The organism is Streptomyces sp. NPDC003327, assembly GCF_053589515.1.
On record NZ_JBSFSA010000005.1, the window covers coordinates 238,237 to 252,007 of the forward strand.

At 71.2% G+C, this 13,771-nt stretch carries 12 protein-coding genes; 11 read left to right on the forward strand and 1 reads right to left on the reverse strand.

Annotated elements, in window-relative coordinates; translation table 11 throughout:
- The first annotated feature begins 9 nt into the window (after positions 1 to 9).
- The 11 genes from ACWDVG_RS07180 to ACWDVG_RS07230 all read left to right on the forward strand — a co-directional run bounded on the left by ACWDVG_RS07180 (position 10) and on the right by ACWDVG_RS07230 (position 9,718).
- Positions 10 to 1,242, forward strand: a complete 1,233-nt coding sequence (locus tag ACWDVG_RS07180) for a tape-measure protein (protein ID WP_451696962.1) — start codon at positions 10 to 12, stop codon at positions 1,240 to 1,242.
- A 98-nt stretch (positions 1,243 to 1,340) separates the two neighbouring features.
- Positions 1,341 to 2,264 carry a phage distal tail protein gene (locus tag ACWDVG_RS07185; protein WP_451696964.1) on the forward strand — a complete coding sequence of 308 codons (924 nt, stop codon included), beginning with the start codon at positions 1,341 to 1,343 and terminating at the stop codon, positions 2,262 to 2,264.
- 66 nt (positions 2,265 to 2,330) lie between these two features.
- Positions 2,331 to 3,533 carry a hypothetical protein gene (locus ACWDVG_RS07190; RefSeq protein ID WP_451696966.1) on the forward strand — a complete coding sequence of 401 codons (1,203 nt, stop codon included), beginning with the start codon at positions 2,331 to 2,333 and terminating at the stop codon, positions 3,531 to 3,533.
- Between the two features lie 97 nt (positions 3,534 to 3,630).
- Positions 3,631 to 4,818 carry a hypothetical protein gene (locus ACWDVG_RS07195; RefSeq protein ID WP_451696968.1) on the forward strand — a complete coding sequence of 396 codons (1,188 nt, stop codon included), beginning with the start codon at positions 3,631 to 3,633 and terminating at the stop codon, positions 4,816 to 4,818.
- A gap of 31 nt (positions 4,819 to 4,849) precedes the next feature.
- Entirely contained in the window at positions 4,850 to 5,983 is a 1,134-nt protein-coding gene (locus ACWDVG_RS07200) for a hypothetical protein (RefSeq protein ID WP_451696970.1), read from the forward strand.
- A gap of 10 nt (positions 5,984 to 5,993) precedes the next feature.
- On the forward strand, positions 5,994 to 7,139 hold the full coding sequence (locus ACWDVG_RS07205) for a hypothetical protein (RefSeq protein ID WP_451696971.1): 1,146 nt from the start codon (positions 5,994 to 5,996) through the stop codon (positions 7,137 to 7,139).
- The gene (locus ACWDVG_RS07210; RefSeq protein ID WP_451696973.1) at positions 7,139 to 7,717 is read left to right on the forward strand and encodes a hypothetical protein; all 579 of its coding nucleotides are present in this window, start codon (positions 7,139 to 7,141) and stop codon (positions 7,715 to 7,717) included. Before ACWDVG_RS07205 ends, ACWDVG_RS07210 begins: the two co-directional genes overlap by 1 nt.
- A gap of 31 nt (positions 7,718 to 7,748) precedes the next feature.
- Positions 7,749 to 8,165, forward strand: a complete 417-nt coding sequence (locus ACWDVG_RS07215) for an ATP-binding protein (protein ID WP_451696975.1) — start codon at positions 7,749 to 7,751, stop codon at positions 8,163 to 8,165.
- Between the two features lie 83 nt (positions 8,166 to 8,248).
- The gene (locus tag ACWDVG_RS07220; RefSeq protein ID WP_451696977.1) at positions 8,249 to 9,163 is read left to right on the forward strand and encodes a peptidoglycan-binding protein; all 915 of its coding nucleotides are present in this window, start codon (positions 8,249 to 8,251) and stop codon (positions 9,161 to 9,163) included.
- A 68-nt stretch (positions 9,164 to 9,231) separates the two neighbouring features.
- Positions 9,232 to 9,468: a hypothetical protein gene (locus tag ACWDVG_RS07225; protein ID WP_451696978.1), complete on the forward strand. Its 237-nt coding sequence runs from the start codon at positions 9,232 to 9,234 to the stop codon at positions 9,466 to 9,468.
- Positions 9,455 to 9,718, forward strand: a complete 264-nt coding sequence (locus tag ACWDVG_RS07230) for a hypothetical protein (protein WP_451696979.1) — start codon at positions 9,455 to 9,457, stop codon at positions 9,716 to 9,718. Before ACWDVG_RS07225 ends, ACWDVG_RS07230 begins: the two co-directional genes overlap by 14 nt.
- Positions 9,719 to 9,807: 89 nt before the next feature.
- On the opposite strand, the gene ACWDVG_RS07235 is transcribed toward ACWDVG_RS07230, so the two are convergent.
- Positions 9,808 to 13,707, reverse strand: a complete 3,900-nt coding sequence (locus ACWDVG_RS07235; RefSeq protein WP_451696981.1) for a DNA-directed RNA polymerase subunit beta' — start codon at positions 13,705 to 13,707, stop codon at positions 9,808 to 9,810.
- Positions 13,708 to 13,771: the final 64 nt, after the last annotated feature.

A 13,771-nucleotide genomic window follows, 5' to 3' on the forward strand; every position in this document is an offset into this window, starting at 1 on the left:
GCGGCGGCGATGCCCCTGCATCCGCTCGCGGGCAGCGCCGGCGCGTTCTCCGCCTTCGGGCGGAACGCCGGGCAGGCATCCGACACCCTGCGGCGACTCCGGCAGAAGGTGCAGCGCGCCGCCTCCGGCGCCGACCGCCTGCGGGACGGAGCCCGGACGACCGTGGGCCCCGTGCGCACCTTCGGCCGGAACGCCGGCTCCGCGGGCGCCGCCGCCGCGAAGATCGGCCGGGCGCCCGCGCCCAAGGGCATCCGGTCGTTCGGCGATCGGGCCCGCAAGGCCAGGACCGGTTTCGGCAAGCTCGCCGCCGGCGTCGGCGGCCTCGTGGCCGTCCTCCTGCCGCTGCTCCCCGTCACCGACGTCATCACCGGTCTGATGGGCACCTTCGGCACCGCCACGACCGTCGCCTCCGTCGCCATGACCGGCATCAACGTCGCCATGCGCGCCAACCCGATCGGCTTCCTCGTCGGCATCCTCGTGCCCGTCGCCGCCTGGCTCATCGAGTACGCGATGCAGTCCGAGACCGGCCAGAAGATCATGAAGCAGGTCTTCCAGGCCGTACTGAAGGGCTTCCAGTCCGTCTGGGCGTTCCTCCGGCCGATCGTCACGCTCATCGGGACCGCCGTCGGGACGTACGTCAAGGCGTACCTCGCCCTGTTCAAGGCCGCGCTCAAGGGCATCGGCTCCGCGATCGACGGCATCCGGAGGATCGGGAGCGCCGTCTCCTCCGCCGCCGGGGCCATGCGCGGGATCGCCTCGCGCACGATGGGCGCCGTCAAGAACGCGGTCAAGCCGGTCCTGACGTTCATCACCGACAAGATCCCCGGTTTCTTCCGGCACGCGAAGGACGCCGTCGCCAGGGCCCTGCGCGGCATGGGCGATCTGATCAAGGGCGCTCTGAGCGCGGTCATCGGCGTCGTCAAGGGCCCGATCAACGGTCTCATCGCCTTCGCCAACTGGATCATCGACGGCCTCAACAAGCTGAGCGTCAACATCCTCGGCAAGAAGTTCGGCGTCGACATCGACAAGATCCCGATGCTCGCCGAGGGCGGTGTCGTCTTCCCCGGCGCCGACTCCGCGCCGCGCATCGACCCGCTCACCGTCCTGGAGTCCCGCCGGGTTCCGGCGATCACCGAGCCGCCGCGCCGGCCGCACCGGATCCGGGAGTTCCACGAGGAGCCGGGAGCCGGCCCCCGGGCGGTCGCCGAGGACCTGCTGTTCCTCGCCGGCGCCCACTGCTGACGCCCGCGCCCCGCTCCCCCTCCCCGGCGCCCACCGCTGACGCCCGCGCACCCGCCCCGCTCCTCCTCCCACCCCCTCAGAAGTGAGGTGACGGCCCCATGGCCGAGACCACAACCGCATACGCCGGAAGCACCCTCACCGCCGACCTCGCGCCCGGCTCACTGATCACCCAGGACGGGCAGATCCAGTGGGCCGGGCTCCTCATCGGGCCCGGTACGCCGTTCGCCGTCGACCGCAGCGGCCTCCAGGGCTGGGAGGACCTGCCCGAGTACGACTCCTCCGACGCCGAACGGCCCACCTCCCACGGCGCCTGGCCCGGCTCCCGCTACGCCAAGCCGCGCAAGGTCGGCGGCACCGTCGTCCTGACGCCGGAGTACAACGGCGTGCCCGAGGCGCTGCGCGCGCTGCGCCAGTCCCTCGCGCTGCTCGACGAGGAGCGCTGGCTCACCGTGCGGCTGCACGGCGAACTCCTCGCCGTACGCGCCCGGATCGCCCAGCGGGTCGTCCCGGCCGACCAGGGCTTCGCCACCCAGGGCAGCTCGAAGATGTCCATCCAGTGGCTGGCCGCCGACCCGCGGCGCTACTCCGTCAACGAGCAGTCCGTCTCCACCGGCGCCCCGCAGCCCGAGAGCGGCCTGACCTGGCCGCTCACCTGGCCGCTCGACTGGGGCCAGGCCACGTCCACCGGCGACGCGGTCGCCGAGAACTCCGGCTCCGCGGCCACCCACCCGGTGATCGTCTTCCGCGGCCCGTGCTCGATGCCGAGCGTCACCGACCGGACCAGCCGGCGCCGCCTGCGGTACGCGATCGACCTGGCCGCCGGCGACCAGCTCACCGTCGACACCGCCAACGGCACGGTGATGCTCAACAACACCGCCTCCCGCCGCCACACCGCGATGGCGGACTCCAGCCCGGAGGAGCTGTTCACGCTCGACCCGGGCCGCACCGAGCTGTCCTTCCGCCCCGACTCGGCGGCTCCGGAAGCCGTGATGACCGTCCACTGGCGCAGCGCCGAGTGGTGACCCGGTAGCCCCCGCCCGACCCGGCAACCCCCGCCCCCCGCTCCCTCCCACCGAGAGGCCAGAACCATGACCGTACGGGCCGCCTGGCTCCAGTCCACGGGCCAGACCCGCGAGGACACCCGCCTCACGCTCGCCGCCCTGCTCACCCCCAGCGGCCAGAGCGAACTCGAGACCCCGCTGCGCTCCCGCCCGGGCATCCTGCCGGGCGGCTTCCAGCTCACCGGGTCGGCGCCGATGCAGTGCACGATCGGCACCGGCCGGGCGATCATCCAGGGCAAGGACACCAACCAGGGCGCCTATCTGGTCGCCGCCGTCACGCCCGAGACGCTGACCATCGAGGACGGCAACGCGCAGTACGACCGCATCGACCTGATCGAACTGGTCGTCCTCGACGACCCGTACGACAAGACCGGCACCACCGAGGCCGCGATCCGCCTGGTCAAGGGCGTTCCCGCGGCCGTTCCCGTCGCGCCGACGAGCCCGAACGGCAGCACCCTGCCGCTCTACAGCGTCACGGTGAAGAAGGGCACCTCCGCCGGTACGGGCGGCATCACCTGGACCGGGACCGGCACCCAGGTGACCACCCAGCACTGGCCGGTCGTCGCGCTCGGCGGCATCATGCCCACCAGCGGTTTCAAGGGCGCGTACGTCGGCCAGTACCGCGACGCCGGAGGCGTGCTGCAGCGCTGGGACGGCACGACCTGGGTCTCGTACCCGAAGGCGCTCGGCGGCATCACCCCGAGCGGGACGGCCACCGGCGGCTACACCGGCCAGTACCGGGACGGCACCGCGGGCCTCCAGCGCTGGGACGGCGCGGCCTGGCAGTACGCCGAGGGCACGGCGAAGATCCTGTTCGGAGCCACGCAGTACCTGTCCACCCAGCAGCAGACCGTGGCGTCCAACACCTGGACCGCGATCACCCTGCCGACCGTCGAGGTCGACGACGCGACCGGCTGGAACGGCACGCACACGTACACCGTCCCGCGCACCGGCTGGTGGCGCATCGGCGGCCACGTCACCTGGCAGAACGACGCCCAGACCGGCATGCGCGGCGCCCGCGTCCTGATCGGCGGCACGGGCCAGCCCCGGCTGACCTGGCTGATCCCGGCCGGCAACGGTGCCGTCACCGTCGGCGGTCAGGGCCTGATCAGGCTCAACGCCGGCGTCACCCTCCAGCTGCAGGGCTACCAGTCGCACACCGCCGCCGTGAAGACGCTCGGCGGCTCGGGCTACGGCTGCACGCTGCACGCCGAGTGGATCAAGGCCTGACCCGCCGGGGCACCCACCTGATCCCCCGGGCCCCGCACCTGATCCACGCCTGCCCCGCCCGCCCACGTCCCGACCGCACTCCCGAACGGAGAACCCCATGAACCTGCGCCACAGCTGGGTCGCCGAGACCGGCCAGACCCGCGAGGACACCCGCCTCAACCAGATCGGCGCGACCACGCCCGTCAACCCCGTCCAGGTCCGCTCCGGCATCCTGCCCGGCTCCTACGGCGGTCTCCACCGCCTGGCCGGCTTCTGGACGGAAGGCACCGCCGCCATGTCGGTGACCGTCCACGAGGGCCGCGCGGTCGTCCAGGGCGACATCTCCCAGGGCGTCTACCCGGTGGCCCTCACCACCCCCCAGGTGCTCACCTTCGCCCCGGGCACCGGCCAGGTGCGCAAGGACCTGATCGTCATCCGGATCTACGACAACCTCTACGACGGCCAGCAGCGCCAGGAGGCCAAGGTCGAGATCGTGCAGGGCACCCCCGGCAGCCCCAACCCGCCGGCCGTCCCGCCGCGTTCGCTCGCCCTGTACGAGGTCACCGTCCCGGCCACCGCCAGCGCGGGCACCGGCGGCATCAACTGGGCGAGCGCCCTGAAGGACATGCGCACCCCGGTCGTCTCCATCGGCGGCATCCTGCCCGTGGAGGGCCCGGTCCTGCCGGGCGGCTACCCGGGCCAGTACCAGGACACCGCCAACAACCAGCTCCAGCGCTGGGACGGCGGCGCGTGGGTGGCGTACCCGGAGGCCGTCGGCGGCATCGTCCCGGCCAGCGCCGGGAACGTGACGGGCAGCTACGTCGGCCAGTACCGGGACAACCCGGGGGGCTGGCTCCAGCGCTGGGACGGCGCCACGTGGAAGCCGGCCGTCCTGCCGGGGCCGTACTTCAACGACTCCAGCGACTTCGGCGACACCACGTCGAGCACGTACACCTCGACGCTCGCCGGGCGGACGTACAACCCGTTCTCCCTCACCTTCACCGCCCCTCCGTCGAAGAACGTCATCGTCACCTTCGGCGCCCGGATGAGGTCGCGCAACGACCTCTACGCGTTCATGGCGCTCCGGCTCACCCAGGGCACCACCCTGGTCCAGGACCTCGACGACGAGTGGGCGGCGCAGTGCGCCAGCGACAACATGATCTCCACCTCCACCACGCGGCGCCTGACCGGCCTGACCCCCGGCCTCAGCTACACGCTCACCGCCTACTTCCGCGTCGTCGCCAACACGGCGGGCGTCAAGGCCGGGTTCGACAACACCTTCATCCGCGTCGACCCGCAGTTCTGACCGGCCGCCCACCCCTCTGAGAGGAGACACCATGGCCCTGCGCAGCGGCTGGCTCCAGCCCACCGGCCAGACCCGGGCGACCACCCGTCTCACCGCCCTCGGCGCCACCACCCCGGTCAACCCGATCGCCTCCCGCTCCGGCATCCTGCCGGGCTCGCCGACCGGCGTGCACCGGGTGAGCGGCTACTCCCTGACCTCCGTCGGCCCGATGGCCGCGAACCTGTCCCACGGCCGCGCCGTCGTGCAGGGAGCGGGCGCCCAGGGCGCGTACCCGGTGACGCTCGACGCGGACACGCCCCTCACCTTCGGCGACGGCGACCCGCTGAACCCGCGCATCGACCTGGTCCTGCTGCGCGTGTACGACGCGGAGTCCGACGGCCAGACCCGCAGCGAGGCGACCGTCGAGATCATCCAGGGGCAGCCGAAGGCCGTGCCGGAGCCGCCGCAGGCGCCGGGCACGTCCCTGCCCCTGTTCCACGTCCGGGTGCCCGCCGGTGCCTCCGCCGGCACCGGCGGCATCCCGTGGACGAGCTCCGTCACCGACCTGCGCACCACGCTGGTCGGCGTCGGCGGCATCCTGCCGGTCTACAACAACGCCACCGTGCCGGGCTCGTACCCCGGCCAGTACCAGGACAACAACAACGCGCGCCAGCTCCAGCGCTGGGACGGCACGGCCTGGGTCGGCTACCCGAAGGACATCGGCGGCATCGCCCCGAGCGGCTCCCTCTCCACCGGCGGCTACACCGGCCAGTACCGGGACAACGCCGGGGTCCTCCAGCGCTGGAACGGTTCCGCCTGGGCCGACTACCAGCCGCCGGTGAAGGTGGAGACCACCACCACCGGCGTCGAGGCGCTCGCCAACTGGTCGGTGGGGTACTTCTCCGCCCGCCGGACCCACGGGGTCGTCACCTTCAACATCAACGTCAGCCGGACCGGCCCCGACATCACCGCCAGCACCGCGGGTGGCATCGTCGACGAGCCCCTGTGCGTCCTGCCCGCCGGCTGGCGCCCCGCCATCAACTTCGAGGCCACGGCCAGCGACGGCTACGGCCACGGCAGCGCCGCGGTCGTCATCGGCGGCGAGGTCACGCTGCGCACCTGGTCCGCGAACGGCGTGCTGACGGCGGGCCGCAGCATCCGCATCTCCGCCACCTACGTCCAGTGAGGGCCGCCGCATGAGTATCGACACGCCCTACCGGGCCATCTTCTGCGATCTGCTCACCGACCAGACGCTCGACATCCTGCCCCTGCGGGACGTCGCCATCGACGACTACATCGGCAAGGCCGGCTCGCTCTCCGGCACCATCCCGATCCCCAACAAGGAGATCGCCGACCGGGTGAAGAAGGTCCGGGAGGGCCGCACCGCGGTCTACCTGGAGCGCGGCGGCGACCTGTGGTGGGGCGGCATCGTGTGGACCGCCACCCTGCAGTCCAGCGGCCGCGGGGTGCTGACCCTCGGCATCCAGGCCGCGACCTTCGACTCGTACGCGAGCCGGCGCCGGATCCGCACCGACATCACGTTCACGACGCCGACCGACCAGCTGGACATCGCGCGCCGGCTGTGGCGGGAGCTCGACCTCCAGGACGACCCCACCGTCCCGCCGGAGGAGGGCAAGGAGCCGCGCCGCCTCGGGATCACCTTCGGCGACGAGAAGTCCCCGGACGAGAAGGGCCTGCGGACCGCCGCCTGGCGCAAGGGCGACGAGACCGTCTACCTGGAGGCGCTGGACCAGCTCGCCGCGCTGGAGAACGGCTTCGAGCAGCAGATCCTGGTCTACCGCGACCCGGGCGACGGCCGGCGGGTCCGGCAGCTCAGGCTCGGCTCACCCAAGATCGTCAACGGCGCGGCCGACCTGGTCTTCGACCGGCCCGGCTCGATCCTGTCCTACTCCTTCCCGTACGACGCGACCCGCGGCGGCACCACCTCGCTGGCCCGCGGCGCCTCGACCAACTCCAACGCCGCCGCCGAGTCCCGGCCGATCTCCTCCACCCAGCAGTACGCGAGCGAACTGCTCGCGGAGGGCTGGCCGTTGATCGACCTGTCCTCGGACCACAACGAGGTCACCGACACCCTCACCCTCGACTCGCTCGCCAAGCGCGAGCTCGAAGACGCCCGCGGCACGGTCGTGATCCCCGCGATCAGCATCCACCTCGGCGGGATCGTGCCGCCCGCGCTCCTCGGGCGCATGGCCCGCATCCGCATCACCGACGAGTGGTTCCCCGAGGGCCTCGACACCCGCTACCGCATCATCGGCGTCAAGGTCACTCCCCCGGAGCGGGGCCGACCCGACACCGCCGAGCTCTACCTTGAGGAGGCCTGATGCCCCAGCTGCCCGAGGACATCATCGACCGGCTCAACCAGATGGAGCGCCGGCTGAAGGCTCTGTCCACCGCGGTGAACACCCGCCCCGCCGTCAACGAGTTCCGTCCCCCGCCCACGACCGGCAGCGTCACGATCACCCGCCCGCTGTTCCGGGTGTACGACGGCTACGGCCACGAGGTCTTCTCGGACGACATCCTCACCGGCGGTCTCGCCCGGCCGTGGCTCCCGCTGATGCCGCCGCTGGCGAGCGACCCGGCCAAGTGGCCGTCCACCACCAGCGCCGCCTTCACCACCATCGCCCGGTGCTCCAACCCGATCTGGCAGCCGAAGCTGCGGCTCGCCGTGAACACGGCGGCCTCCTCGGGCGCCTCCGGCCAGGTGAGGGTCCTGGTCGACGGCGTCCCCTTCGGCCCCACGGTCACCGCCGGCACCACCTACGACCACACGGGTCTGCTCCCCGGTGACATGAAGACCCGCTTCGGCCAGACGATGACGATCGAGATCCAGGCCGTCGTCACCACCACCAGCGGCACGGTCTACGCCCAGCCCGCCCTCATCCACGGCATGCAGACCTGATGCCCTCCCGGAACCGTACGAGGAGTACGCCATGAACATCGATCCCACCCAGCCGTGGGGCGTGGCCATCGACTACGCGGGCCGCGCCACCGTCGAGGAGGCCGGCCACGCCCTGCACGTCCGCGTGCACGACAACAGCCTCGGCCCCACCCTCCAGCGCGACCCGGTCACCGGGCAGTACCCGCCGGTGTACGTCTCCGTCGAGGTGACCGAGAGGGGCGCGGACGACACCGCGCTGCGCGGCTCCGGCCTGGTCACGGTCCTCGGCCAGGGCGGCCTGCCGGTCGTGCCCGACCCGACCGCCGTGCAGCGCGCGGTGGCCGCCGCGCTCGCCGACTTCGAGTCCCGCCGGGCGGCGTACGCCGCGCTGGCCGCCCACTGGGCACCGGCGGACCCGGAGCCCGAGCCGGTGCCGACGCCCGAGCCGGTGCCGACGCCCGCGCCGTAACCGGGCACCCGCCGCCCCCACCCACCCCGTGCCGACGAGCGGCCGGGGTTTTTCCATGCCCACCCCCCGCCCGGAGGTCCCAGATGGCAGCCCCCCTCTCCGCGGACCGGCTCGTCGCCGCGCTCCGCGCCGAAGGCGTCACCGTCGTCGAGCACGACGGCTGGCGCCACCACCACCGCAACCAGGCCGGCGCCTGGGGCCCGGTCGTCGGCGTGATGATCCACCACACCGTCTCCAGCGGCACCGCCAACAGCGTCTCCCTCTGCTACGACGGCTACGCCGGCCTCCCCGGCCCGCTCTGCCACGGCGTGATCGCCAAGGACGGCAGCGTGCACCTGGTCGGCTCCGGCCGCGCCAACCACGCCGGCGGCGGCGACCCGTCCGTGCTCCAGGCCGTGATCAGCGAGACGTACGGCGTACGGCCGCCGCTGCCGCGCGAGCACCAGGGCAGCCCCGGCGCCGTCGACGGCAACTCCCGCTTCTACGGCTTCGAGTGCGTCAACCTCGGCAACGGCACCGACCCGTGGCCCGCCGAGCAGCTCGACGCCATCGAGCGGGTGTCGGCCGCGCTCTGCCGCGCCCACGGCTGGGGCGCCAAGTCCGTCATCGGCCACTCCGAGTGGTCCGACTGGAAGAGCGACCCGCGCGGCTTCGGCATGCCGGGCATGCGCGACCGGGTGCAGCGCCGCCTCGGCCGCGCTCCCGCCCCGGCCCCGAAGCCGGCCCCCGCGCGGCCGGCCACCCCGCGCCACCAGCCCTTCCCCGGGGCCGCCTTCTTCCGGACCAACCCGAGCTCCCCCGTCGTCACCGCGATGGGCCGCCGGCTGGTCGCCGAGGGCTGCGGCCGCTACCGGGTCGGGCCGGGCCCCCGCTGGTCGGAGGCGGACCGCCAGTCGTACGCCGCCTGGCAGCGCAAGCTCGGCTTCTCCGGCGCGGAGGCCGACGGCTGGCCGGGCGCCGTCTCCTGGAACGCGCTCAAGGTCCCGTACGTGAAGTAGCCCCGCCTCCTCCAGCGGCCACCGCCCCTGGTTTCGCCCTCCCCACCCCCACGCAAGGAGAACCACCCATGTCCGAAGCCGCCAAGCGCACGGCCCGCACCGTGCTCCAGACCGCGGTCGGCATCGCCGTCGTCCTGCCGGCGATCGTCGACGCCGCCGGTCTGCCCGAGACCCTCCCCTGGGTCGCCGGAGCCCTCGGCGTCGCCGGCGCGCTCAGCCGGGTCATGGCCGTACCCGCCGTACAGACCCTGCTGCCCTCCTGGCTGCGCACCACCCAGGAGGCGGCGGCCGATGACCGAGCCTGACCCGAACGACCCCGTCGCCGTCGCCCTCGAACTCGAACGCCTCCGCGGCACCCTGGAGGCCGGGTTCGCCCGGGTCGACGGCTCCCTCGCGCTGCTCGTGCAGCGCAGCGACCAGACCGACAAACAGCTCGCCGACCACGAGGCCCGGCTCGACGCGCTGGAACGGTCCCGCTGGCCGATCGCCAGCGTCGGCGCGCTGGCCGCCGTGGCGACGACCCTGGTCGCCGCCTGGCAGATGACGGCGCGCTGAGCCCCTCCCCGGCCCGCGCCACCGGGCCGGAAAACGCCGGAGGGCGGCCACCCCGCACGGGGTGACCGCCCTCCGTTCAAGCGACTCGCTTACTGGTTGTACGGACCGTAGTCGTAGTCCTCCAGCGGCACGGCCTGGCCGGAGCCCGAACCGAACGGCGAGTAGTCGATGTCGTCGTAGCCGACGGCCGAGTACATCGCGGCCTTGGCCTCCTCGGTCGGCTCGACCCGGATGTTGCGGTAGCGGGACAGACCCGTACCGGCCGGGATGAGCTTACCGATGATGACGTTCTCCTTGAGGCCGATGAGGCTGTCGGACTTGGCGTTGATCGCCGCATCCGTCAGGACTCGGGTCGTCTCCTGGAAGGAGGCGGCCGACAGCCAGGACTCCGTCGCCAGCGAGGCCTTGGTGATACCCATCAGCTGCGGACGGCCGGAGGCGGGGTGACCGCCCTCGGTGACCACACGACGGTTCTCCTGCTCGAACTTCGAGCGCTCGACCAGCTCGCCCGGAAGCAGCTCCGCGTCGCCGGACTCGATGATCGTCACGCGGCGCAGCATCTGCCGGATGATGATCTCGATGTGCTTGTCGTGGATCGACACGCCCTGCGAGTTGTAGACCTTCTGGACTTCGCCGACCAGGTGGACCTGGACCGCACGCTGGCCGAGGATGCGCAGCACGTCGTGCGGGTTGGTGGCACCCACGGTCAGCTTCTGGCCGACCTCGACGTGGTCGCCCTCGCCCACGAGCAGACGGGCACGCTTCGAGATCGGGTACGCCGTCTCGTCGGTGCCGTCGTCCGGGGTGACGACGATCTTCTTGGTCTTCTCGGTCTCCTCGATGCGGACGCGGCCGGCCGCCTCCGAGATCGGGGCGACACCCTTCGGCTGCCGGGCCTCGAAGAGCTCGACGACACGGGGCAGACCCTGGGTGATGTCGTCACCGGCCACACCACCGGTGTGGAAGGTACGCATCGTCAGCTGGGTACCGGGCTCACCGATGGACTGGGCGGCGATGATGCCGACCGCCTCACCGATGTCGACCAGCTTGCCGGTGGCGAGCGAACGGCCGTAGCAGAACGCACAGGTACCGACGGCGGACTCACAGGTCAGGACCGAGCGGGTCTTGACCTCCTCGACGCCCGCGTTGACGAGGGCGTCGATGAGCACGTCACCCAGGTCGACGTTGGCCGGGGCGATGACCTTGCCGTCGACGACGACGTCTTCGGCGAGCATCCGCGCGTACACGGAGGTCTCGACGTCGTCCGTCTTCCGCAGGACACCGGCCTCGTCCTTGGCCGCGATCCGCAGCTTCAGACCGCGCTCGGTGCCACAGTCCTCCTCGCGGATGATGACGTCCTGCGAGACGTCCACGAGACGACGGGTCAGGTAACCCGAGTCGGCGGTACGCAGGGCGGTGTCGGCGAGACCCTTACGGGCACCGTGCGTCGAGATGAAGTACTCGAGGACGGAGAGGCCCTCACGGAAGGACGCCTTGATGGGACGCGGGATGGTCTCGTTCTTGGCGTTCGACACCAGACCACGCATACCGGCGATCTGCCGCATCTGCATCATGTTTCCTCGGGCACCCGAGTCAACCATCATGAAGATGGGGTTCGTCTTGGGGAAGTTCGCGTTCATCGCCTCGGCGACCTCGTTGGTCGCCTTGGTCCAGATCGCGATGAGCTCCTGCGTGCGCTCTTCCTTGGTGATCAGACCGCGCTCGTACTGCTTCTGGACCTTCTCGTCCTGCGCCTCGTAGCCCTTGACGATCTCCTTCTTCGCCTCGGGAACGACGACGTCGGAGATGGCCACGGTCACGCCGGAACGGGTCGCCCAGTAGAAGCCCGCCGCCTTCAGGTTGTCGAGCGTCGCCGCCACGATGACCTTGGGGTAGCGCTCGGCGAGGTCGTTGACGATCTCGGAGAGCTGCTTCTTGCCGACGGAGTAGTCGACGAACGGGTAGTCCTCGGGCAGCAGCTCGTTGAAGAGCGCGCGGCCCAGCGAGGTGCGCAGGCGGAACGAGTCACCCTGCTGCCACTCCGGCTCGCCCTCCTCGGCGACCGGGGGAACCCAGCCGCGCGGCGGAACGGTGCCGATCGGGAAGCGGATGTCGATCTGCGACTGCAGCGCCAGCTCGCCGGCGTCGAACGCCATGATCGCCTCGGCCGTGGAGCCGAACGCGCGGCCCTCGCCCTTGGTGTCACGCAGCTCGCCGTCGGTGGTCAGGAAGAACAGACCGAGGACCATGTCCTGGGTCGGCATCGTGACCGGGCGGCCGTCGGCCGGCTTGAGGATGTTGTTCGAGGACAGCATCAGGATGCGGGCCTCGGCCTGCGCCTCCGCGGAGAGCGGCAGGTGGACGGCCATCTGGTCACCGTCGAAGTCCGCGTTGAAGGCGGTGCAGACGAGCGGGTGGATCTGGATGGCCTTGCCCTCGACCAGCTGGGGCTCGAAGGCCTGGATGCCGAGGCGGTGCAGCGTGGGCGCACGGTTCAGCAGGACCGGGTGCTCGGCGATGACCTCTTCGAGGACGTCGTACACGACCGTGCGGCCGCGCTCGACCATCCGCTTGGCGCTCTTGATGTTCTGCGCGTGGTTCAGGTCGACCAGGCGCTTCATCACGAACGGCTTGAAGAGCTCCAGCGCCATGGCCTTCGGCAGACCGCACTGGTGCAGCTTGAGCTGCGGGCCGACGACGATGACGGAACGCGCGGAGTAGTCCACGCGCTTGCCGAGCAGGTTCTGACGGAATCGACCCTGCTTGCCCTTCAGCATGTCGCTGAGGGACTTCAGCGGACGGTTGCCGGGGCCCGTGACCGGGCGACCGCGACGGCCGTTGTCGAAGAGGGCGTCGACCGCCTCCTGGAGCATCCGCTTCTCGTTGTTCACGATGATCTCGGGGGCACCGAGGTCGAGCAGACGCTTCAGACGGTTGTTGCGGTTGATCACACGGCGGTACAGGTCGTTCAGGTCGGAGGTCGCGAAGCGGCCACCGTCCAGCTGCACCATCGGACGCAGGTCCGGCGGGATCACCGGCACGCAGTCGAGAACCATGCCCTTGGGGCTGTTCGCGGTCTGCAGGAACGCGGAGACGACCTTGAGGCGCTTGAGCGCACGGGTCTTCTTCTGGCCCTTGCCGGTACGGATGATCTCGCGGAGCTTCTCCGCCTCCTCCTCCAGGTCGAAGGACTCCAGGCGCTTCTGCAGCGCCGCGGCACCCATCGAGCCGTCGAAGTACGTGCCGAAGCGGTCACGCAGCTCGCGGTAGAGGAGCTCGTCGCCCTCCAGGTCCTGGACCTTGAGGTTCTTGAAGCGGTTCCAGACCTCGTCGAGACGGTCGATCTCGCGCTGCGCGCGGTCGCGCAGCTGCTTCATCTCGCGCTCGGCACCCTCGCGCACCTTGCGGCGCACGTCGGCCTTGGCGCCCTCGGCCTCCAGCTCGGCCAGGTCGGTCTCGAGCTTCTTGGCGCGGGCCTCCAGGTCGGAGTCGCGACGGTTCTCGATCTGCTGGCGCTCGACGGAGACGTGCGCCTCCAGGGAGGGCAGGTCACGCGTGCGGCGCTCGTCGTCGACGTACGTGATCATGTACGCCGCGAAGTAGATGACCTTCTCGAGGTCCTTCGGGGCGAGGTCGAGCAGGTAGCCCAGACGCGACGGAACGCCCTTGAAGTACCAGATGTGGGTGACGGGAGCGGCAAGCTCGATGTGGCCCATCCGCTCACGGCGCACCTTGGCGCGGGTCACCTCGACGCCACAGCGCTCACAGATGATGCCCTTGAAGCGGACGCGCTTGTACTTGCCGCAGTAGCACTCCCAGTCCCGGGTCGGACCGAAGATCTTCTCGCAGAAGAGTCCGTCCTTCTCGGGCTTGAGCGTGCGGTAGTTGATGGTCTCCGGCTTCTTGACCTCGCCGTGGCTCCACTGACGGATGTCGTCAGCGGTGGCCAGACCGATCCGGAGCTCGTCGAAGAAGTTGACGTCGAGCACTATGCGTCAATCCCTCTCAGGGTTGTAAGTCTTGGGGTCTGAAACGGGGGTCCTGGGGCCGGCC